This is a genomic window from Nocardiopsis sp. TSRI0078, assembly GCF_001905145.1.
Lineage (GTDB): Bacteria > Actinomycetota > Actinomycetes > Streptosporangiales > Streptosporangiaceae > Nocardiopsis.
Genome location: NZ_LWLB01000033.1, coordinates 261,258 through 281,977, shown reverse-complemented (window position 1 = coordinate 281,977; position 20,720 = coordinate 261,258). Strand labels below are relative to the sequence as shown.

The following is a 20,720-nucleotide window of genomic DNA, read 5'->3' as shown; positions in this document are numbered from 1 at the left end:
CGCCCCGGGAAAGTCGGGTGAACGGCCGGGAGAGGCGGGTATCCACACGGCGGACCGCTTTCGGGAGGGGGCCGCGTCATGACCGTGACGGACGGGGAGCGTCCCCGGCGGCCCCTCCGCCGCGCCGTCGCCGCGGCCGCCGCCGTCGTCGTGCTCGTACTGCTGGGAGGACTCGTGTGGGGCCTGCAGCGCTCACTCATCTACCTTCCGACGGGCGGTGAACCGCCCTCCGCCGGGGAGGTGGTCGAGGGCGCGGAGGACGTACGCCTGCACACGGACGACGGGCTGGGACTCGGCGCGTGGTACGTCCCCGCCCGTGACGGGGACCGCGGGACGGCGGTCCTGGTCGCCAACGGCAACGCGGGAAACCGCCGGACGCGGGCGCCGCTGGCCCGCGCGCTGTCCGGGCAGGGCTTCTCGGTGCTGCTGTTCGACTACCGGGGCTACGGCGGCAATCCCGGCGCCCCCTCCGAGGAGGGCCTGGCATCGGACGCGCGGGCGGCCGCCGACGCCCTGGCCGAGCGCGGCCACGGCCCGGAAGAGACCCTCTACTTCGGCGAGAGCCTCGGCGCCGCCGTCGTGGTCGGCCTGGCCGCCGAGCGCCCGCCCGCCGGGCTGTTCCTGCGCTCGCCGTTCAGCTCACTGGCCGACATGGCCCGGGTGCACTACCCGTTCGTGCCGGGTGCGCTCCTGCGCGACACCTACCCGGTGGCCGAGACCATCGGGGAGGTCGACGTGCCCACCTCCGTCGCGATGGGTGAGGCCGACACGATCGTGCCCGTGGAGCAGAGCAGGGAGGTGGCCGGGGCCAGCCCGGACCTGGTCGAGGAGGTCGTCGTGGAGGGCGCCGGGCACAACGACGCGGAGATGGTGTACGGGCCGGAGGTGGTGGCGGCGTTCACCCGCCTGGCCGACCGCGTCCGGTGAGCCCGTGCCGCCAGGCCGGACCGCCGTCAGCCCGGCAGGAAGGACAGCCCCCACGCGGGGGCGAACACCACGACGAGGAAGCGCGCCGTGCGGGTGAGGAAGGTGACCGCGCAGAACAGCCCGACGTTCATCCGCACCACCCCGGCCAGTACGGACACCACCATGAACGGCGGAACGCTCGCGAAGGAGCTCAGCGCCAGCAGGCCCGCGCCCCACACCGGCTGCTCCTCGGCCCTGCGCCGCCAGCCCTCGGCACGCACGGCCCACTTGCCCGGGGTCCGCGCCCGGCGCCGGATCCACGGAACCGAGAGCGACCCGCGGCCAGCGTAGTAGTAGGGCACTTTGCCGAGCGTCTGCCCCGCCCCCGCCGCGACCGCCATCGCGGCCAGGGCGCCGTCGTCCACCGCGAGGACGGCGCCCACCAGGTAGACCTCGATGTTGACGACCGGCACGGCCCCGGAGACGAGGGCGACCGCGAAGGCCAGCACGGTCTCGGTCACGCCGCTCCCCCGGGCCGCGTCCGGCCGCCGGTCAGTTCTCGGCCGCCGCGAGCTGCCCGCACGCCCCGTCGATCTCCTGCCCGCGGGTGTCGCGGATGGTGACCGACACCCCGTGCGCCTGCAGCCGGCGGACGAACTCGCGCTCGTCCTCCGGGCGCGAGGCCGTCCACTTGGACCCGGGGGTGGGGTTGAGCGGGATGAGGTTGACGTGCACCAGGTGCCCCTTGAGGAGCTCGCCGAGCAGGTCCGCCCGCCACGCCTGGTCGTTGATGTCCTTGATCAGCGCGTACTCGATGGAGACCCTGCGGCCGGTGGTTCCGGCGTAGCGCCAGGCCGCGTCCAGGACCTCCTCCACCTTCCAGCGGGTGTTGATCGGCACCAGCTCGTCGCGCAGCTCGTCGTCGGGGGCGTGCAGGGAGATCGCGAGGCGGACCTGCATCCTCTCGTCGATGAGCTTGTTGATCGCGGGCACCAGGCCGACCGTGGACACGGTCACGCCGCGCTGGGAGATGCCGAGGCCGTTCGGGACGGGGTCGGTGATGCGGCGCACGGTCTGCAGCACGCGCTTGTAGTTGGCCATGGGCTCGCCCATGCCCATGAACACGATGTTGCTGATCCGGCCCGGGCCGCCGGCGACCTCGCCGCGCGCCAGGTCGCGGGCACTGGCGACCACCTGCTCGACGATCTCTCCGGTGGACAGGTTGCGGGTCAGGCCCGCCTGGCCGGTGGCGCAGAACGGGCAGTTCATGCCGCACCCGGCCTGTGAGGAGATGCACAGGGTGACGCGGTCGGGGTAGCGCATGAGCACCGACTCGAACAGCACCCCGTCGAAGGCCTTCCACAGGGTCTTGCGGGTCATCCCGTTGTCGCAGGTGATGTGGCGTACCGGGGTGAGCAGGGTGGGCAGCAGCGCCTCGCCCAGCCGCTCCCGGGAGGAGGCGGGCAGGTCGGTCATCGCCGCGGTGTCCGACTCCAGGGCGCCGAAGTAGTGCTGGGCGAGCTGTTTGGCTCGGAAGGGCTTCTCCCCCAGCTCGCTGACGACCTCGGCCCGCTCCTCGGGGCTGAGGTCGGCCAGGTGCCGGGGCGGTTTGGCGCGGCGGGGCGCGACGAAGGTGAGCTCGGCGGGCATAGACAGTCCGTAGGAAGTGGAGTCGGTGGTCTTGCGCCCGGCGCGGGACCGCGGCGACCCGGGTCGTTATACGACCTATACGCCGCCGCGCTGCAGCTCCGCCTGTCAGGGCACTACCGTCGATTCTACGCACTGCGTGGACGGACCGGACGGGTCCGCCGGATCGCGACGACCGGGATCGGCGTGTGGGAGGGCCGGTGACAGGGATCGACGTCCTTCTCGACGAGATCAGCCCGTACCAGAGCCGCAGGGTCGTCGTCGAGTGCGACTCCCACACCACGGCCGCCTACCTGCTGGACGCGCGCGGCCGCATCCGCGTCCCGGTGTGGCTGGCCAACCACGAGATCGCCCCCCGCACCAGCGAGTCCGGCGGGCTGTACGAGGGCCGGGCCCCGCTCATGCCCGAGGCCTACACCAAGCACCCCCAGGGCCTGCCCCGGCTCGACCCCGACCGCCTGCGCGCCGTGTGGTTCGAGGAGGGCGACGGGGTCGCCCTCGTGGACGGGGAGGGGCTGCTCGCCGTCATCCCCGGCTGGGCCGAGGCCGACAGCGGCCTGCTCGGGTACGCACGTGAGGCGATCGGCCGCAGCGCCTACGCCTGGGAGCTGGACCCGGTCCGCGACCAGCTGTGGCCTCGCGTGGTCCACGCCGAGGCCTACTGGGACTGGCGGCGCGCCTCGGGCGCCTGGCGCAGCGTGCAGCGCACCGTGCTCAGCCACCTGAACCGGCACGTGGGAGAGCCCGGCCACTACTGGGACGTGTCCGACGGCCACCCGCCGCTGCTGCGCCTCTCGGAGCGCCCGCCCACCGCGGAGCGCCCGTTCACGGTGCTGTCCACCGTCGGCATGTGCGGCCAGCGGATGCCGACCCTGGACCGCTACATGGCCGACACCTCGCGGTACGCCCGGGTGGAGCTGGCCCTGGCCACGACCATGCCCGCGCACCACGCCGCCCGCGTCTTCCGGTGGATCGGCGCCTTCCCCTGGCGGGCGGTGACCTGGTTCGGCACCGGGCACACCGTCAAGTGGCTGGACAACCCCGAGGACCGGGCCATGCGCGGCGACGCGGGCGCGGTCCTGCTGCTGGAGGACCCCTCTCCCCTGGTCACCCGCCCCGACCACCGGCCTCCGGACACCTCCGGCCTCTCCTTCCACGGCGATCCCGTGCGGTGGCTGTGGATCGTGCCGATCACCCGCCCCGAGCACCTGTTCGCCAAGGAGCACGACAGCGCCACCCTGGTGGAGAAACTGGCCGCCGAGGGGCGCAGCTGGGTCCTGGGATAGGTGCGCACCGACCCGGGAGGCTCCGTCCACACCCCTGGGGGCGGGCGCCTAGCTCGGGACGCCCCGGCGGCCCCGGGCCTGGCTCAGGAGGCGGTGGAAATGCGCCATGTCCTCGTCGCTGAAGCGCTCCACGAAGCTCAGCAGGGTCGCACCGGGGTCCGGGCCGGTGTTGAGCACCTCGTCCATCATCCGGGCCGTGTACTCGGCGTGTGACTCGCGCGGCCAGTACATCCAGGCGCGTCCGCTCTTCTCCCGGTCCAGCAGTCCCTTGTGGAAGAGGATGTTGGCGACCGTCATGACGGTCGTGTAGGCGACCTCCCGGTCGTAGACCATGGTCTCGCGGACCCGGCGCACCGAAAGCGGCTCGTCGGACCGCCACAGCGCGTCCATGATGGCCGCCTCCAGTTCCCCCAGCCCCTTCATGGGTATCCCCCGCCCTCGGTTGTGCTCGTCCCGGAGATCGTAGGCAGGGCGGGGCCTCCGGCGTGGGCGAACGCCGAAGAGCGCACAGATCCGTACATCCTCGGCATCGGTCACCGGCGTTTCGCCTGCGAACGGCCCCAGGACACACGGGAAAGAGGCGGCGGGCGGGTTTCCGTCGGCACGCCGTGTTACACGCCACACTCCGCATGGCCGGTGGCGGCCAGTGTCTTCACACCTTCAAATCGCCTTAAATCACCACAAAACTGACACTGCTGCTACTCTGGGATTGGTTACCCACACGTAGAGGCAACGTAGATGTGAAAGATTGTTACCTATCTCCTAGTTTCGTCAACGCACGCGTTCCCCGCGGGCAGGCCGCTACAAGTAGCCTGGTAACCGACGAGTGCTGGCCAGGGCAGATGCTTCCCGCATGCGCGGGACAGCTCCCACGTTCCTTTGAGCCGCCTTGCCAGCAGCCACCCGTCTTCCTACACATTCACAAGCGAGCTGCGGAAGTGGGCGATCTCCGCCGTGTCGTCTGAGGCGTCTCAACCCCTGACAGATTTCGGTCCCAACGAGTGGTTGGTCGAGGAGCTTTATCAGAAGTACTTGAACGACCCGAACTCCGTTGACAAGGCCTGGTGGAACTTCTTCGCGGACTACAAGCCCGCGGAGACTGCTGGTGTGAAGGGTGGGGGCGGCGCGAAGGCGCAGGCTGAGAAGGCCCCCACGGCCTCCTCACCCAAGAAGAAGCCGAGTGCCCCCAGCGCCCCTGCCTCCAAGCAGAGCGGCAAGAAGGACGAAGAGGAGAGCAAGGACGAGGCTCTCCAGGTCAAGCAGGAGCGCCTGCGCGGAGCGTCCGCGCGGACCGCGACCAACATGGAGTCGAGCCTGGAGCTGCCCACCGCGACGAGTGTGCGCGCGGTGCCGGTCAAGCTGCTCTTCGACAACCGGATCGTCATCAACAACCACCTCCGGCGCGGCCGTGGCGGGAAGGTCTCCTTCACCCACCTCATCGGCTACGCGATGGTCAAGGCCCTCGAGTCCCTGCCGGAGATGAACCACTCCTACGTGGAGGTCGACGGCAAGCCCGGCGTCGCCAAGCCCGAGCACGTGAACTTCGGACTGGCGATCGACCTGCAAAAGCCCGACGGCTCGCGCCAGCTCGTCGTCCCCTCCATCAAGAAGTCCGACGAGATGGACTTCAAGGAGTTCTGGAGCGGCTACGAGGACCTGGTCCGCAAGGCCCGCAACAACAAGCTGGGCGTGCCGGACTTCCAGGGCACCACCATCAGCCTCACCAACCCCGGCGGCATCGGCACCGTGCACTCGGTCCCGCGCCTGATGCCGGGCCAGGGCACCATCCTGGGCGTGGGCGCGATGGAGTACCCGGCCGAGTTCCAGGGCGCCTCCTCCGACACCCTGGCCGAGCTGGGCATCAGCAAGGTCATGACGCTGACCTCCACCTACGACCACCGCATCATCCAGGGTGCGCAGTCCGGCGAGTTCCTGCGCCGGATCCACCAGCTGCTGCTGGGCGAGGACGGTTTCTACGACGAGATCTTCAACTCGCTGCGCATCCCCTACGAGCCGGTGCGCTGGGTGCAGGACATCCACGTCAACAAGGCCACCCAGCTCGACAAGGCCACCCGGGTCCAGGAGCTGATCCACGCCTACCGCGTGCGCGGCCACCTGATGGCCGACACCAACCCCCTCGACCACGAGCAGCGCAAGCACCCCGACCTGGACGTGCTCGAACACGGCCTGACCCTGTGGGACCTGGACCGCGAGTTCCCGACCGGGGGCTTCGGCGGCAAGCAGGTCATGAAGCTCCGCGACGTTCTGGGCGTGCTCCGCAATACCTACTGCCGCACGGTGGGTATCGAGTACATGCACATCCAGAGCCCGGAGGAGCGGGAGTGGATCCAAAAGCACGTCGAGCGTGACCACGAGAAGCTCGACCGCGACGAGCAGCTGCACATCCTGCACCGGCTCAACAGCGCCGAGGCCTTCGAGACCTTCCTGCAGACCAAGTACGTGGGTCAGAAGCGCTTCTCCCTGGAGGGCGGCGAGTCGCTGATCCCGCTGCTGGACGGCGTGATCTCCAAGGCCGCCAGGGCCGAGCTGGACGAGGCCGTCATCGGTATGGCCCACCGCGGCCGCCTGAACGTGCTGGCCAACATCTGCGGCAAGTCCTACGGGCAGATCTTCGGTGAGTTCGAGGGCAACCTCGACCCCCGCAGCGCCCACGGCTCGGGCGACGTCAAGTACCACCTGGGCACCGAGGGCACCTTCGAGACCCGCGAGGGCGACAGGATCCGCATCTCGCTGGCGGCCAACCCCTCCCACCTGGAGACGGTCGACCCGATCGCCGAGGGCATCGTGCGCGCCAAGCAGGACGTGCTCAACAAGGGCCCGCAGGGCTTCACGGTGCTGCCGATCCTGATCCACGGCGACGCCGCGTTCGCCGGGCAGGGCGTGGTCGCCGAGACGCTGAACCTGTCGCAGCTGCGCGGCTACCGGACCGGTGGCACGGTGCACGTCATCGTGAACAACCAGGTGGGCTTCACCACCTCGCCGGACGACAGCCGCTCCAGCGTCTACGCCACGGACGTGGCCCGGATGGTGCAGGCGCCGATCTTCCACGTCAACGGGGACGACCCCGAGGCCGTGGTCCGGGTCGCGCACCTGGCCTTCGCCTACCGGCAGACGTTCAACAAGGACGTCGTGATCGACCTGGTCTGCTACCGCCGCCGCGGTCACAACGAGGGCGACAACCCGGCGTTCACCCAGCCCCTGATGTACGACGTCATCGACGCCAAGCGCTCCACCCGCAAGCTGTTCACCGAGGCCCTCATCGGCCGCGGCGACATCACGGTGGAGGACGCGGAGTCGGCGCTGCGCGACTACCAGTCCGAGCTGGAACGGGCCTTCACCGAGACCCGCGAGGTCGAGAAGAAGCCGATCGAGCCGGGCGCCGTGGTCAAGCCCGAGGTGTTCACCGAGAGCCGCCTGGACCACACCGCGGTCGAGACCGCGATCAGCACCGAGGCGGTCAAGCGGATCGTGGACACCCAGGTGTCGCTGCCCGAGGGCTTCACCCCGCACCCGCGGCTGGCGCCCCAGCTGTCACGCCGCGCGACGATGGTCGAGAACGACGCCATCGACTGGGCGACCGGCGAGCTGCTGGCCTTCGGCGGCCTGCTGCTGGACGGGCACCCGGTCCGCCTGATCGGCCAGGACACCCGGCGCGGCACCTTCGGCCAGCGCCACGCCACGCTGATGGACCGCGAGACCGGCGCGACCCACACGCCGCTCAAGCAGTTCGACGACGGCATCACCCGGTTCCACGTGCACGACTCACTGCTGAGCGAGTACGCGGCGCTGGGCTTCGAGTACGGCTACTCGCTCACCCGCCCCGACGCGCTGGTGATGTGGGAGGCCCAGTTCGGCGACTTCGTCAACGGCGCCCAGACCGTCATCGACGAGTACATCAGCGCGGGAGAGCAGAAGTGGGGCCAGCGCTCCAGCGTGACCCTGCTGCTGCCGCACGGCTACGAGGGCCAGGGGCCGGACCACTCCTCCGCGCGCATCGAGCGCTTCCTGCAGCTGTGCGCGCAGGAGAACATGACGGTGGCCTACCCGAGCACCCCGGCGAGCTACTTCCACCTGCTGCGCTGGCAGGCCAAGTCGCCGTTCCAGCGTCCGCTGGTGGTGTTCACGCCCAAGTCGCTGCTGCGCCTGAAGGCCGCCACCTCGGCCGCCGAGGACTTCACCACGGGCCACTTCCAGCCGCTGATCACGGACGACTCGATCGCGCCGGACAAGGTGCGCCGCGTGGTGCTGTGCACGGGCAAGGTCTACTACGAGCTGGACGCGGCTCGCCGCAAGAGCGGTGACAAGCACACCGCGATCATCCGGACGGAGCGGCTCTACCCGCTGCCGATCGAGGAGATCCGGGAGCAGCTCAGGGCCTACCCGAACGCGGGCGAGGTCCTGTGGGTGCAGGAGGAGCCGGCGAACATGGGCCCGTGGCCCTTCGTCGCGCTGGTCTTCTCCGAGCAGCTCGACCGGCCGTTCACCCGGATCTCGCGTCCGGCCTCCTCCGCGCCCGCGGCCGGTTCGGCCAAGCGCCACGAGGCCGAGCAGCGTGCCCTGGTGGACACGGTGTTCCCGCCCGCCGACTGACGCAGGCGGGAAGCGAGGAGCGTACCGGGCCCTGCGGGAGGAGTCGGCACCGCCGGCGACGCCGAAGGGCCCGGTTCTTCGCGCTCCGAGCCCCGGTGCGAGCTCGTGAGCACGTAGGAGGAGCAGCGTGTACTACACCGATCGCGGAATCGAGGAGTTGGAGAACCGCCGCGGCGACGAGGAGGTCAGCTTCGCCTGGCTCGCCGAGCAGCTGCGGGCGTTCACCGACATCAACCCCGAGTTCGAGACCCCGGTCGACCGGCTGGCCACCTGGCTGGCCCGGCTGGACGACGAGGACGACGAGTAGGGACCGTTCACGGCACGGACGGTGAGGGGCACCGCCCCGAGCCGGGTGTGCGAGGCCGTGGCGGGAGGCGAGGAGGGGCCCGGGTCACCACGACCCGGGCCCCTCCCGCGTGTCCGGGGCCGGGTCAGCCGCCGGTCGCGCGGAACCACTCCCGGCTGGAGTGCAGGGAAAGCGGTAGCAGCAGGAGGAGGAGCCCGGGAAAGACCAGCGACACCTCGGTGACGAGCAGCACGGCGATGAGGTCGAGTACCGAGACGACGCCGAGCACGAGCACGCTCAGGAGCGTGCCGGACACGACCGCTCCCGCCTCCACGTACACGGCGACGAGCGCCCACCTGTGACCGGTACGCCCTCCCCTGCCGAGCCGGACCGCGCCGACGGCGTAGAAGACCGCCCTGAGACCGTGCACGAACGGCATGACCCAGAGCTCGGCCACGAAGAAGCCCTTGGCGCTGAGCCACTCCTCGAAGTTCGGCGGGGTGTACACGTACAGGCTCAGCAGCAGGAACACGTAGAGGAGGGCGGCCAGCGCGGAGATGGTGCCCCAGAGGCTGAACATGACGCGCAGGAACCTGAGGGAGCGGGGCATCGGGGGGCGGGCCGGCGGTGGTGCTCCGAGGGGGATCGGCTCCTCTGAGAGGAGGGAGGGCTCCGGGGGATGGTGCATTCTCGGTTTCTCCAGGTCGTACGGTCGGCCCGGTCGGGCCGACCAGCCATTCAAGCACGGACCTGCGAAGACCTTCTCCCCGGCCCTGAGCGTGGTGGAGGAACGCCTCGGGGTTCGCCCGGAGGTCCCCCTGAACCGACCCGCAAATCCACGACATATCTTGAGTTCCCCCGATACGCGACATATCGTGAGAACACGGAGCGAGCGAAAGGGGTCACACGATGGCACGTTGGACCATCGACAGGCCGATGACCCAGACACTGGACGGCATCGTCGCGTTGCGGGTCCGGATCATCGGGGGCCACGTCAACATCCTTCCCACCGACGACCCGGTCACCTTCGAGGTCACCGACATCGTCGGCGAACCCCTCCTGGTCACGCAGGAGGCGGGCATCCTCACCATCCACTACGAGGACCTCACCAGCCAGGGGCTCCTGGAGCGGCTGCGCCCCGCCCAGCTCGGCGGCTACAAGGGCGTGCAGAACCGCAAGGCCACCGTGAACCTGCGGCTGCCCAAGGACTGCCCGGTCGAGGTCAGCACGGTCGGCGCGTCGATCGTGGCCGCAGGGCTCAGCGCCCGCAGCCACCTGCGGACCGCCACCGGGGAGATCACCCTCGACGACACCGCGGGTGAGACCGAGATCGGCACCGTCTCGGGCAGCACCGCCGTGCGCAACCCCCACGGCGCCCTCCGGTTCAACAGCGTCAGCGGCCAACTGGCGGTGGCGGGCGGGCGGCTCTCCGCGCTGAAGGCCAAGACCGTCTCCGGGCAGCTGCTGGCCGACACCGACATCGCCCCGGCGGGGCGGGTCCGGCTCAACTCGGTCTCCGGCGAGATCGCCCTGCGGGTGCCCTCCGAGACCTCGGCGGCCGTGGAGCTGCGCACCGCGAAGGCACCGGTGGAGTCCGACTTCGGTCTGGACCGCCGCAGCGCCCCGGCCAGGACGGTCCTGAGCGGGAAGATCGGCAGCGGTGTCGATCCCGCGTCCATCACCATCAACTCCGCGTCCGGCCGGGCCGCGCTGCTGCGGCGCGCGCCCGAGTCGCCGGCCGCGATTCCCGAGGGGGCCTGAATGAGCACCATCTTCGGCCACGGAAGACTCCGGCTCTACCTGCTCAAGCTGCTGGACGAGAGCCCGCGGCACGGTTACGAGATCATCAGCCTGCTCCGCGACCGTTTCCTCGGGGTGTACTCGCCCTCTCCCGGGACCATCTACCCCCGGCTCGCGCGGCTGGAGGAGGAGGGGCTGGTCACCCACACCGAGGAGGGAGGCCGCAAGGTCTACCGCCTCACCGACAAGGGCCGCCAGGAACTGCGTGAGCGCAGCGGCGACCTGGACGACCTGGAGCGGGAGATCACCGACTCGGTGCGCGACATCGCCCGCGCGGTCAAGCAGGACGTGCGCGCGACCATCAGCTCGCTGCGCGAGGAGCTGAAGTTCTCCTCCGGTGGGACGCGCCGCCCCGAGTCCGGGGAGGCCCCGCGCGACCCCGGGGACTCCGAGGGCTCCCGGGCCTCCGAGGAGGCCGGGGAGGCCAGGGAGGCCGGGGAGCCGTCCGGGGAGCACCGTGACCAGCACGGGAAGCAGGGCTGCGAGGAGGGCTCGCGGTGGGCCCGCGAGTGGGAGCGCTTCTCCCAGGGCCTCGGCTCCTTCGGCGCCGCCTGGGGCCGGGGCGACTCCGAGCGCGCGTCGCAGGCCCCGGAGTTCGAGCGGGCGCTGCGCGACTTCGGCGACCGGGTGCGCGACACGTTCCGCGAGGCGGGCCACGTGGGCGAGGCCGCAGCCAACGACCTGCGGCGCATCCTGGACGACACGGTCGAGGTGATCCGCCGGGACCTGAGGCACTGGGGTCCGCCCTCCGACCGCCCGGAGGAGAGCCCGGAGACCGCCGGCGGGCCCGCCGCCTCCGGAGAGGGAGGCACCGGGGCCGGGCCCTCCGCCGAGGAGCCCGCCGCCGAGCGGCCCGCGGAGGGAGCCGGTGGCAAGCCCGCCGCCGACGGTCCCGGGGAGAAGCCCGGGCCGCGGTCGGCGCCGCCCTCCGGCGGCGACCCGTGGAGCCAGGCGGTCGACGACACCGGCGACGACAGGTAGTCCGGCGATGTGCCCGGAGGACGCCGCAGGGGCGCGTCCCCGGACACCGCCCGGCGGAAGGCGAGGGGCCCGGCACCGAGTGGTGCCGGGCCCCCTTCGCGCGCCTCTAGCGGCGGACGACGCCGTCCTCACGGGCCTGGGCGGCGACCGCGGCGGACACGGCCGGGACCACCCGCTCGTCGAAGGAGCTGGGGAGGATGTAGTCGGCGGACAGATCGTCCCCGACCAGGTCCGCCAGCGCCGTGGCGGCGGCCAGCTTCATGTTCTCGGTGATGTCCGTCGCACCCGCGTCGAAGGCGCCCCGGAACACGCCGGGGAAGGCCAGCACGTTGTTGATCTGGTTCGGGAAGTCGCTGCGCCCGGTGGCGACGACGCTCGCGTACCTGCGGGCGACGTCGGGGTGCACCTCCGGGCTGGGGTTGGCCATCGCGAAGATGATCGCGTCCTCGGCCATGGTGGCGACCACGGACTCGGGGACCTCCCCGGAGGACAGGCCGACGAACACGTCGGCGCCCGCGAGCGCGCTCTCGATGGACCCGCTCAGCCCCGCCTTGTTGCTGATGGAGGCCAGCTCCTGCTTGACCGGGGTCAGGCCCTCGCGGCCGTCGTGGATCATGCCCTTGGAGTCGGCCACGGCGATGTCGCCGATCCCGCCGTCGATGAGCATCTTGGTGACGGCCACGCCCGCGGCACCCGCGCCGGAGACCACGACGCGCAGGTCGCCCAGGGTGCGCCCGGTCAACCGGGCGGCGTTGTGCAGGGCGGCCACGGTGACGATCGCGGTGCCGTGCTGGTCGTCGTGGAAGACGGGGATGTCCAGGCGCTCGCGCAGCCGGCGCTCGATCTCGAAGCAGCGGGGAGCGGAGATGTCCTCCAGGTTGATCCCGCCGAAGGAGGGGGCCATGCGCACGACGGTCTCGACGATCTCGTCGACCTCGGTGCAGCCCAGCGCGATCGGCACGGAGTCGACGCCGCCGAACTGCTTGAACAGCAGCGACTTGCCCTCCATGACCGGAAGGGAGGCCTCGGGGCCGATGTCGCCCAGGCCCAGGACCGCGGTGCCGTCGGTGACGACGGCGACCAGGTTGTTCTTCCAGGTGTAGGTCCCGACGAGTTCGGGGGACTCGGCGATGGCGTCGCAGACGCGGGCGACACCGGGGGTGTAGGCGAGGGACAGCCCCTCGTGGTCGTGGACGTCGACGGACGAGGTCACGTGGAGCTTGCCCCCGCGGTGCAGCGCGAAGGCGGGGTCCTCATCCAGGTTCTGGGAACGCGAAACGGTGGTCACTACTTCAAACCCCTCAAGGTCTTGCGTGTTCCACCCTGCCATCGGCCATGACGGCGGGACGGACCGGCAGTGGTGCGAACCGCGCGCGAAGACGTGAAGGTGCTAGGGGGACTCCTCCTCGGCGCCGGTCGGCCATGACCGGTGGTGTCGCCGGGGAGAGTCGTTCTTCGCTGGACTCCTATGCGAGTTACTGCGCGGTCGCTCTCACGGGGATGACCCGTTACGCAATCCTCTCACAACGGTGACCACAGGAAAATCGCGGGTCGGCACGATGAGACAGCACCGACTTATCAGCTTTTGAAGCATAATGTCCTGAATGTCGTTATGGCTCGGGCGGTGAGGTCACGAACCCGCCTCCGACCAGGCGCTACGCGCCCCCGAAGGAGACAACCACGATGGTCCTGCACAAGCCCTTGTCCGCGCCGCTCTCCCTCAGCGCCCTCTCCCTCGCCGGCGTCCTGGCGCTGTCCGCCTGCGGTGGCGGCGACGGCGGGAGCACCGAGGAGACCGCCGCGCCCGAGGCGCCCGCCGTCGAGGCCGACGAGGAGCTCGCCGCCCTCGTCCCCGCCGACATCGCCGAGGCCGGGACCGTCACGATCGGCGTCGAGGCCTCCTATCCCCCGGGCGAGTTCCTGGAGGAGGACGGCGAGACCGTCCAGGGCTTCAACGTGGATCTCCTCAACGCCGCCCTGGGCAAGCTCGGCCTGGAGGGGGAGTGGGAGCCCACCGCCTTCGACTCCATCATCATCGGTGTGGACACCGGCACCTACGACCTCGGCTCCTCCTCCTTCACCGTCACCGAGGAGCGCATGGAGCAGGTCAACATGATCAGCTACTTCTCCTCGGGCACCCAGTGGTTCGCCCAGCAGGGCAACCCCCAGGACGTCGACCCCGACAACGCCTGCGGCATGCGGATCGCGGTGCAGTCCAACACCACCCACGACACCGACATCGAGGAGCGCAGCGCGGCCTGTGTCGATGCCGGCGAAGAGGCCATCACCATCCAGAAGTTCGAGAGCCAGCCGCTGGCCACCGAGACCGTGGTCTCCGGTGTCAACGACGCCTCCCTCGCCGACATGCCGACCTCCGCGTACGCGCTGGACCAGACCGGCGAGGGCGTCCTGGAGTTCGTCGGCGAGCAGTACGACGCCGCCCCCTACGGCATCCTCACCCACAAGGACGACGACGAGCTGGCCGAGGCCGTCGCCGCCGCGTTCAACGCCCTGATGGAGGACGGCACCTACGCCGAGGTCCTGGAGCAGTGGGGGGTGGACGCAGGCGGACTGGAGACCGCCGAGGTCAACCCCGAGCTCTCGGAGTAGGACGAGTTCCACCGCCACCCACCGAGCGAAAGACTGACCCGTGTCCTCACCGACCGAACCGGTGAGCGGTCCGGTGTCGAAGACCTCGACCCCGGACCGCTCGTCCGATCCCGTCACCGCCGTCCCCGTGCGCTATCCCGAACGGTGGATCGCCGCCGGTGCCATCCTGGTCCTCGCGGCCATGTTCGTGCACATGCTGTTCACGAACGACGCGTTCAACTGGCCGTTCATGCTCGACCACATGTTCTCGGAGCCGGTCGTACGCGGTGTGTGGATCACCCTCAGCGCCACCGTGCTGTCGATGGTCATCGGCATCGTCCTGGGCATCGTCCTGGCGGTGATGCGGCTGTCGGGGAACCCCGTCCTGGTGTCCGTCTCCTGGCTGTACACCTGGTTCTTCCGGGGCGTGCCCCGCCTGGTGCTGGCGGTGCTCTTCGGCAACATCGCCATCCTGTACCAGACCGTCGAGCTCGGTCTGCCCTTCGACAACTACTGGATGGCGTGGCTGGGCCTGGAGGGCGACGCCCGCTTCTTCGAGATCGACACGCGCACCGTGCTCAGCGGCTACACCGCGGGCCTGCTCGCCCTGTCGCTGTCCGAGGGCGCCTACATGGCCGAGATCATCCGCGCGGGCCTGCAGTCGGTGGACAAGGGCCAGACCGAGGCCGCGCAGGCGCTGGGCATGAGCCGGAGCAGGGTCCTGCGCAGGATCACCCTCCCGCAGGCGATGCGGGTGGTCATCCCGCCCACGGGCAACGAGACCATCGCCATGCTCAAGGACACCGCGCTGCTGGCGTACGTGCCGGTGACCATCGAGCTGTTCTACCAGCTGCAGGCCATCGGAGCCCGGACCTACCAGATCTTCCCGATGCTGGTCGCGGCGTGCCTGTGGTACCTGGCCATCACCAGTGTGCTGATGGTCGGCCAGTACTTCATCGAGCGCAGGTTCAACCCGGAACAGCAGGGCGGCATCCGGAACCGCATCGTCGGAGGGGCGCACAGATGAGCGAGCTGAGCGAGCAGAGCCGGGACGGGGCCGCCGTGGAGGCGGTCGGGGGCACCGAGCCGCCCGTCGACGCGCTGGTCGTGGCGGAGGACGTGCACAAGAGCTTCGGCCGCCTGGAGGTGCTCAAGGGCATCGACCTGCACGTCAAGCGCGGTGAGGTCATGTGCATCGTCGGCCCGTCCGGATCCGGCAAGTCCACGTTCCTCCGCTGTGTCAACCACCTGGAGAAGCTCACCGCGGGCCGCCTGTGGGTCAACGGCGAGCTGATGGGCTATCGGCAAAGGCGCGGACGGCTGTACGAGCTGCGCGACAACGAGATCGCCGCCCAGCGCAGCGACATCGGCATGGTCTTCCAGCGGTTCAACCTGTTCCCGCACCTGAGCGTCCTCGGCAACATCACCGAGGCGCCCGTGCAGGTCAAGCGCAAGCCCAGGGCCGAGGCCGCCGCCAGGGCCATGGACCTGCTGGAGCGGGTGGGCCTGCCGGACAAGGCCGACGCCTACCCCGAGCAGCTCTCCGGCGGCCAGCAGCAGCGCGTGGCGATCGCCCGCGCGCTGGCCATGGAGCCGTCGCTGATGCTGTTCGACGAACCCACCAGCGCCCTGGACCCGGAACTGGTCGGCGAGGTCCTGGACGTCATGCGCGACCTGGCCGAGGGCGGGATGACGATGATGGTCGTCACCCACGAGATGGGGTTCGCCCGCGAGGTCGGCGACTCCCTGGTCTTCATGGACGACGGCATGGTGGTGGAGTCGGGAGCGCCCTCGGAGGTGCTCTCCAACCCACAGCACGAGCGCACCCAGACCTTCCTGTCCAAGGTGCTCTGACCAGGCACGGCACTGCTCCGCCGGCGCCCCGCACCCCCGCCGCGGGGTACGGGGCACCGGCGTCGCGCGGCCCCCGCGGCCGGTCCGGGAAACGCCGCCGGAACTCTTGACCGCACGGTGGCGTACGCCCAGAGTCATGGGGTAGGAACCGCCCGGGGAGGGACATGGACGCGCGCACGGAGCACACACGCAGGCGCTGGAACCGCATGGCCTCCTACTGCGAGCACGGCGAGCGCCTCCAGAGCCCCGCCATGCGCCGCACACGCGAGATCCTGTGCGCGGGGGCCCGGGGCCGGACCCTGGAGGTGGCGGTCGGAACGGGCCGGAACCTGCCCCACTACCCGCCCCAGGTCCGCCTCACCGCCATCGACCTCAGCCCGGAGATGCTCGACCGCGCCCGGAGCAGGGCCGAGGGGCTGGGGATGGCCGCCCGGTTCCTGGAGGGCGACGCGCAGGCGCTGGACTTTCCCGACCAGAGCTTCGACACGGTCGTGTGCACGCTGGCCATGTGCGCCGTCCCCGACCAGCACCGCGCCCTGGCGGAGATGTACCGGGTGCTGGTGCCGGGCGGCAGGCTCCTGATGGTCGACCACGTCGAGTACGCCGGCTTCCCCGGACGGCTCCTGGAACAACGCCGCGAGCACCCGCGCCGCCTGCCCCGGGACGTGGCCGCCGAGGTGGGGTTCCAGGTCGGCCACCACGACCGCCTGTTCCTCGGGCTGGTCGAGCGGGTGGTCGCCCACCGTCCCTGAGCGGCCCGTTCCGGCCGCGAGACACCTCCGGTCCAGCGCATACCCTGAAAGGGACGCTGTCCCCGCTCCGAGGTGGTCCGATGATCCGTCCTGCCCGTCCCGACGACGTTCCCGTCATCCACGCGATGATCGGGGAGCTCGCCGAGTACGAGAAGGAGCCGGAGGCGGCCGTGGCCACCGAGCAGGACCTGCGCACGGCCCTTTTCGGCCCCGAACCGGCGGTGTTCGCCCACGTGGCCGAGCACGGGGGCGACGACGGGGACACCCCCGTCGTCGGGTTCGCGCTCTGGTTCCGCAGCTACTCCACCTGGACCGGCAGGCACGGGATCCACCTGGAGGACCTGTACGTGCGCCCCGAGGCGCGCGGCCGGGGACACGGGCTGGCCCTGCTGCGGACCCTGGCGCGCATCTGCGTGCAACGCGGTTACTCGCGCCTGGAGTGGTCCGTGCTCGACTGGAACGAACCCTCGATCCGGTTCTACGAGTCCCTGGGCTCGCAGCCGATGGACGGGTGGACGGTCCGCCGCCTGGACGGCGACGCGCTGGCCGCACTGGGTACCGGACAGGACTGAGACATGCCATCCGTCTTGCTTTCATCCCAGATCGTGCGGACACGATCCGTTCTCCCTGCGGCGGTGGCAGGGTGAAACCAGATACATTGCTCTCAAGCGGCAACCCCGCCCCCCGAAGGAGGGACGTGACCGAAGAAACCGCTGTACCCACGGCCGACGCCATCGGCGTCCGGGACGCTGTCACCGTCAACATGCCCGCGGACAGCGCCTATTTGTCCGTCTTGCGGACGGCGACGGCGGGTCTGGCCGCGCGGCTCGACTTCACCCTCGACGAGATCGAGGACCTGAGGATCGGTGTCGACGAGGCCTGCGCGATGCTCCTCTCCCAGGCGCTGCCCGGTACGGAACTGACCACGGAGTTCGAACTCACCCCCGAGGGGATGCGCATATCCGTCTCGGTGCTCACCGCCGACGGGCGCCTTCCCGCACGCGACACCTTCGCCTGGACCGTCCTGTCCGCCCTGGCGGGGGAGGTCGACGCGGGGGTCGGCCCGGACGACCGCGTCCACATCGTCCTGTACAAACGCCGCGGCACCCTGGAGTCGGCGTGAGCGAGAGGGGGCCCGCTCTGACAGCGAAGACCGAGCACGCGGTGCCCGACCGGGCCCGCGCCAGAGAGTTGTTCGAGCGCCTTGGCGAGCTCGACCCGGACTCCGAGGAGCGCCGGCGGATCCGCGACGAACTGGTGGAGCTCCACCTGCCCTTGGTGGAGTACCTGGCCCGCCGGTTCCGCAACCGCGGTGAGTGGCTGGACGATCTCACCCAGGTGGCCACGATCGGGCTGATCAAGTCCATCGACCGATTCGACCTGGACCGCGGGGTGGAGTTCTCCACCTACGCGACCCCGACGATCGTCGGAGAGATCAAACGGCACTTCCGCGACAAGGGCTGGGCGGTACGGGTACCCCGCCGCCTGCAGGAGCTGAAGCTCTCGCTCACCAAGGCGGTCAGCGACCTGTCCCAGCGGGAGGGGCGCTCCCCGACCGTCGCCGAGCTCGCCGCGCACCTGCAGATGTCCGAGGAGGAGGTGCTGGAGGGCCTGGAGTCCGCCAACGCCTACTCGACGGTGTCGCTGGACGCGCCCGACAGCGGGGACGAGGACGCCCCCGCGGTGGCCGACTCCCTGGGCATCGTGGACGAGTCCCTGGAGGGCGTGGAGTACCGGGAGTCGCTCAAACCGCTCCTGGAGCAGCTCCCGCCCCGGGAGAAGCGCATCCTGCTGCTGCGCTTCTTCGGCAACATGACCCAGTCACAGATCGCCCAGGAGCTGGGGATATCCCAGATGCACGTGTCCCGGCTGCTGGCCCGCACCCTGGCGCAGCTGCGCCAGGCGCTGACCACCGACGACTGACCGGCGGACGGTCCCTTCCGCGGACGGCCGCGGCGCTACCTCTCCCGTTCCTCGGGGAAGAGCGCCGCGGTCGTCGGCGGTGACAGGACCGCCGCCGCGGCGCACACCGCCACGCCCAGGAGCACCGCGCCGTACACGTACTGCTGGCTGGTGAACATGTAGTAGGCGACCACGGCGAGGAAGAGCTGGGTGAGGAACACCGGCGTCCGCGCCCAGTTCCTCAGCTGCCAGAGCCCGCGGGCGGCGAACACCAGGAGCGCGCCCACACCCAGGCCCAGGGCGGCCAGGGGGATCGCGCTGGTGAGGTCGAGGGCACGGCCGCTGACGGCGTTGAGGAGGCTGTAGAGGCCGCCGGCCGCCGCGGCCAGTCCGGTCAGGGCCTCCAGCGCGGCGGCGATGACGATGGTGACGGGACGAGAGGACACCTGACGAGCCTATACGCGCTCCGGGCGGCCCTCCCCCCGCCCCCCGGGGCGGAACGAACACCTAGACTGGCCCGGTGCGCGCCCTTTTCATCGTGAATCCCCAGGCGACCACGACCACCTCGCGTACGAGTGAGGTGATCCTGGGCGCCCTGGCGTCGGAGTTGGACGTCACCGTCGCCGCGACGGAGTACCGCGACCACGCGGGAGAGTTCGCCCGCGAGGCCGCCGAGAACGGCTACGAGCTGGTGCTGAGCCTCGGCGGCGACGGCACCGTCAACGAGGTGGTCAACGGGCTCCTGGCCACCCCGGAGGAGCTCAAGCGCCCGCGCTACGCGGTGATCCCCGGCGGCAGCGCCAACGTCTTCATCCGCTCCCTCGGCGTGCCCGGCGACCCGGTGGAGGCCACCGGCGTGGTCCTGGAGGCTCTCCGGGAGGGGCGCGAGCGCGAGATCAACCTCGGGCGGATCACCAGCGACCAGGACGACCGCTACTTCACTTTCTGTGCCGGCTTCGGCTGGGACGCCGACGTGGTCCAACAGGTGGAGAACGAGCGCGCGCAGGGCCGCAGGGCCACCCCGGCGCTGTACGCGGAAGTGGCGGTGAAGCTGTTCTTCCAGGGCGATATCCGGGACCCGTCACTAAGCGTGGTCAGCCGCGGAAGGTCCCTTGTCGGGGCGTATTTCGCGATCGTCACCAACACCACGCCCTGGACCTACGCCGGGGCGCTCCCGCTTCAACCGACCCCGTCCTCGCGTTTCGAGCTGGGACTGGACGCTTTCGCGCTGACCCACTCCTCGCCCGCGCTCACCGGCTGGATCCTTTCCCAAATGTTCTTCCCCAAAGGCCTCCCGGGCCGGGGGGACGGCTACGTGACCTGGCATGACCAGGACTCTCTCCAGATCACGTCGTCCCATCCCAGGGCGTTCCAAATCGACGGTGAATACCTGGGAGACCGTCAACAGGTCAACTTCCAGTCTGTACCGAAGGCATTACGAATCATCTGTTAATTGCGCCGGAAGAGGCCATTCCCAGGCACTGTGACGCACCCGACACGCCGAACAGGACCTTCGGCCTCGTGAGCTCTTGCATGGGTCGTTCGATCCTGTCACGCTCAAGATATCGCCGCGAGTTACGGGCGAGTTAATTGGGCGCTTCCCACATGGCCGTGGGATGAAACCCGGACCACCCCGGCCTGGATCACCCTCGATGGGCCCCACCCATCGGGCGCCCTCCGCACAATCCTGACACGCGCACGATCGTGAAAAGCTTCACAAGCCCCCGATCGCCTCACCGTGAGGAGTGGACCGCATGGACTGGCGCCATGACGCAGCCTGCCGTGACGAAGACCCCGAACTCTTCTTCCCCATCGGAAACTTCGGCCCTGCCCTGATCCAGATCGAGGAGGCGAAGGCGGTCTGTCAGCGCTGCCCGGTCAGCTCCGCATGTCTGAAGTGGGCCCTGGAGAGCGGCCAGGACGGCGGGGTCTGGGGCGGTACCAGCGAGGACGAGCGCCGTATGCTCAAGAAGCGCCGCGGCAGCGCGTACCGCACCATGGTCCGCAGCTGACACACCCCCTTCCGGCCGAACACGCGGCGGGCGCGCCCCGAGGACGGGGGCCGCCCGGAGGCGGTCCGCTCCCGGCGGGGCCGACCGCCCGGCG

At 70.3% G+C, this 20,720-nt stretch carries 21 protein-coding genes; 15 read left to right on the top strand and 6 right to left on the bottom strand.

From position 1 onward, the window contains the following. Nucleotides 1–78: 78 nt before the first annotated feature. Complete coding sequence (locus tag A6A08_RS20455; protein WP_073704237.1) at nt 79–927, top strand: alpha/beta hydrolase; 849 nt, start codon at nt 79–81, stop codon at nt 925–927. Between the two features lie 26 nt (nt 928–953). On the opposite strand, the gene A6A08_RS20450 is transcribed toward A6A08_RS20455, so the two are convergent. Both A6A08_RS20450 and rlmN read right to left on the bottom strand, forming a co-directional pair. Beyond that, nucleotides 954–1,427: a hypothetical protein gene (locus A6A08_RS20450; RefSeq protein ID WP_073704236.1), complete on the bottom strand. Its 474-nt coding sequence runs from the start codon at nt 1,425–1,427 to the stop codon at nt 954–956. Between the two features lie 31 nt (nt 1,428–1,458). Beyond that, nucleotides 1,459–2,556, bottom strand: coding sequence for a 23S rRNA (adenine(2503)-C(2))-methyltransferase RlmN (rlmN, locus tag A6A08_RS20445; RefSeq protein ID WP_073704235.1), 1,098 nt, complete (start codon nt 2,554–2,556; stop codon nt 1,459–1,461). A 197-nt stretch (nt 2,557–2,753) separates the two neighbouring features. Between rlmN and A6A08_RS20440 the strand changes: the two genes are divergently transcribed. Beyond that, on the top strand, nt 2,754–3,839 hold the full coding sequence (locus A6A08_RS20440; RefSeq protein ID WP_073704234.1) for a suppressor of fused domain protein: 1,086 nt from the start codon (nt 2,754–2,756) through the stop codon (nt 3,837–3,839). Nucleotides 3,840–3,887: 48 nt separating this feature from the next. On the opposite strand, the gene A6A08_RS20435 is transcribed toward A6A08_RS20440, so the two are convergent. Next, the gene (locus tag A6A08_RS20435) at nt 3,888–4,262 is read right to left on the bottom strand and encodes a BlaI/MecI/CopY family transcriptional regulator (RefSeq protein WP_199866999.1); all 375 of its coding nucleotides are present in this window, start codon (nt 4,260–4,262) and stop codon (nt 3,888–3,890) included. A 531-nt stretch (nt 4,263–4,793) separates the two neighbouring features. On the opposite strand from A6A08_RS20435, the gene A6A08_RS20430 reads away from it, so the two are divergent. Next, entirely contained in the window at nt 4,794–8,450 is a 3,657-nt protein-coding gene (locus tag A6A08_RS20430) for a multifunctional oxoglutarate decarboxylase/oxoglutarate dehydrogenase thiamine pyrophosphate-binding subunit/dihydrolipoyllysine-residue succinyltransferase subunit (RefSeq protein WP_073704232.1), read from the top strand. Between the two features lie 127 nt (nt 8,451–8,577). Continuing rightward, a complete protein-coding gene (locus A6A08_RS20425) occupies nt 8,578–8,757 on the top strand; it encodes a DUF6104 family protein (protein ID WP_073704231.1) in 180 nt (59 codons plus the stop codon). A gap of 124 nt (nt 8,758–8,881) precedes the next feature. On the opposite strand, the gene A6A08_RS20420 is transcribed toward A6A08_RS20425, so the two are convergent. Continuing rightward, nucleotides 8,882–9,424 (bottom strand): hypothetical protein, encoded by a 543-nt coding sequence (locus A6A08_RS20420; RefSeq protein ID WP_083609201.1) that lies wholly within the window; start codon nt 9,422–9,424, stop codon nt 8,882–8,884. A 221-nt stretch (nt 9,425–9,645) separates the two neighbouring features. Here A6A08_RS20420 and A6A08_RS20415 point away from each other — a divergent pair, with 221 nt between their 5' ends. Together A6A08_RS20415 and A6A08_RS20410 are read left to right on the top strand one after the other, a co-directional pair. After that, nucleotides 9,646–10,497, top strand: coding sequence for a DUF4097 family beta strand repeat-containing protein (locus A6A08_RS20415; protein ID WP_073704229.1), 852 nt, complete (start codon nt 9,646–9,648; stop codon nt 10,495–10,497). Continuing rightward, nucleotides 10,498–11,517, top strand: a complete 1,020-nt coding sequence (locus A6A08_RS20410; protein WP_073704228.1) for a PadR family transcriptional regulator — start codon at nt 10,498–10,500, stop codon at nt 11,515–11,517. 106 nt (nt 11,518–11,623) lie between these two features. Here A6A08_RS20410 and A6A08_RS20405 read toward each other — a convergent pair whose 3' ends face one another. Then, entirely contained in the window at nt 11,624–12,847 is a 1,224-nt protein-coding gene (locus A6A08_RS20405) for an NADP-dependent malic enzyme (protein ID WP_073704227.1), read from the bottom strand. Between the two features lie 353 nt (nt 12,848–13,200). Between A6A08_RS20405 and A6A08_RS20400 the strand changes: the two genes are divergently transcribed. From A6A08_RS20400 to A6A08_RS20370, 7 genes are all read left to right on the top strand, one after another. After that, on the top strand, nt 13,201–14,127 hold the full coding sequence (locus tag A6A08_RS20400) for an ABC transporter substrate-binding protein (RefSeq protein WP_073704226.1): 927 nt from the start codon (nt 13,201–13,203) through the stop codon (nt 14,125–14,127). A 40-nt stretch (nt 14,128–14,167) separates the two neighbouring features. Further along, complete coding sequence (locus A6A08_RS20395; RefSeq protein WP_073704225.1) at nt 14,168–15,133, top strand: amino acid ABC transporter permease; 966 nt, start codon at nt 14,168–14,170, stop codon at nt 15,131–15,133. After that, nucleotides 15,130–15,960, top strand: coding sequence for an amino acid ABC transporter ATP-binding protein (locus A6A08_RS20390; protein WP_073704224.1), 831 nt, complete (start codon nt 15,130–15,132; stop codon nt 15,958–15,960). Before A6A08_RS20395 ends, A6A08_RS20390 begins: the two co-directional genes overlap by 4 nt. A gap of 164 nt (nt 15,961–16,124) precedes the next feature. Further along, a complete protein-coding gene (locus A6A08_RS20385) occupies nt 16,125–16,712 on the top strand; it encodes a class I SAM-dependent methyltransferase (RefSeq protein ID WP_073704223.1) in 588 nt (195 codons plus the stop codon). 80 nt (nt 16,713–16,792) lie between these two features. After that, entirely contained in the window at nt 16,793–17,284 is a 492-nt protein-coding gene (locus tag A6A08_RS20380; protein ID WP_073704222.1) for a GNAT family N-acetyltransferase, read from the top strand. 125 nt (nt 17,285–17,409) lie between these two features. Then, nucleotides 17,410–17,835, top strand: coding sequence for an anti-sigma factor (locus A6A08_RS20375; RefSeq protein WP_026122713.1), 426 nt, complete (start codon nt 17,410–17,412; stop codon nt 17,833–17,835). A 41-nt stretch (nt 17,836–17,876) separates the two neighbouring features. Next, entirely contained in the window at nt 17,877–18,635 is a 759-nt protein-coding gene (locus A6A08_RS20370) for an RNA polymerase sigma factor SigF (protein ID WP_073704393.1), read from the top strand. A gap of 35 nt (nt 18,636–18,670) precedes the next feature. Here the strand turns inward: A6A08_RS20370 and A6A08_RS20365 are convergent, their stop codons facing one another. After that, complete coding sequence (locus A6A08_RS20365) at nt 18,671–19,060, bottom strand: hypothetical protein (protein ID WP_073704221.1); 390 nt, start codon at nt 19,058–19,060, stop codon at nt 18,671–18,673. A gap of 74 nt (nt 19,061–19,134) precedes the next feature. On the opposite strand from A6A08_RS20365, the gene A6A08_RS20360 reads away from it, so the two are divergent. Together A6A08_RS20360 and A6A08_RS20355 are read left to right on the top strand one after the other, a co-directional pair. Next, on the top strand, nt 19,135–20,067 hold the full coding sequence (locus A6A08_RS20360; protein WP_073704220.1) for a diacylglycerol kinase family protein: 933 nt from the start codon (nt 19,135–19,137) through the stop codon (nt 20,065–20,067). 301 nt (nt 20,068–20,368) lie between these two features. Next, a complete protein-coding gene (locus A6A08_RS20355; RefSeq protein WP_073704219.1) occupies nt 20,369–20,626 on the top strand; it encodes a WhiB family transcriptional regulator in 258 nt (85 codons plus the stop codon). Nucleotides 20,627–20,720 lie beyond the last annotated feature (94 nt).

What these genes read in the sequence shown, in the direction of transcription:
- A6A08_RS20455 (WP_073704237.1), top strand. Translation starts at nt 79, where the DNA reads ATGACCGTGACGGACGGGGAGCGTCCCCGGCGGCCCCTCCGCCGCGCC.
- rlmN (WP_073704235.1), bottom strand. Translation starts at nt 2,556, where the DNA reads ATGCCCGCCGAGCTCACCTTCGTCGCGCCCCGCCGCGCCAAACCGCCC.
- A6A08_RS20435 (WP_199866999.1), bottom strand. Translation starts at nt 4,262, where the DNA reads ATGAAGGGGCTGGGGGAACTGGAGGCGGCCATCATGGACGCGCTGTGG.
- A6A08_RS20420 (WP_083609201.1), bottom strand. Translation starts at nt 9,424, where the DNA reads ATGCACCATCCCCCGGAGCCCTCCCTCCTCTCAGAGGAGCCGATCCCC.
- A6A08_RS20415 (WP_073704229.1), top strand. Translation starts at nt 9,646, where the DNA reads ATGGCACGTTGGACCATCGACAGGCCGATGACCCAGACACTGGACGGC.
- A6A08_RS20410 (WP_073704228.1), top strand. Translation starts at nt 10,498, where the DNA reads ATGAGCACCATCTTCGGCCACGGAAGACTCCGGCTCTACCTGCTCAAG.
- A6A08_RS20405 (WP_073704227.1), bottom strand. Translation starts at nt 12,847, where the DNA reads ATGGCAGGGTGGAACACGCAAGACCTTGAGGGGTTTGAAGTAGTGACC.
- A6A08_RS20400 (WP_073704226.1), top strand. Translation starts at nt 13,201, where the DNA reads ATGGTCCTGCACAAGCCCTTGTCCGCGCCGCTCTCCCTCAGCGCCCTC.
- A6A08_RS20390 (WP_073704224.1), top strand. Translation starts at nt 15,130, where the DNA reads ATGAGCGAGCTGAGCGAGCAGAGCCGGGACGGGGCCGCCGTGGAGGCG.
- A6A08_RS20385 (WP_073704223.1), top strand. Translation starts at nt 16,125, where the DNA reads ATGGACGCGCGCACGGAGCACACACGCAGGCGCTGGAACCGCATGGCC.
- A6A08_RS20380 (WP_073704222.1), top strand. Translation starts at nt 16,793, where the DNA reads ATGATCCGTCCTGCCCGTCCCGACGACGTTCCCGTCATCCACGCGATG.
- A6A08_RS20355 (WP_073704219.1), top strand. Translation starts at nt 20,369, where the DNA reads ATGGACTGGCGCCATGACGCAGCCTGCCGTGACGAAGACCCCGAACTC.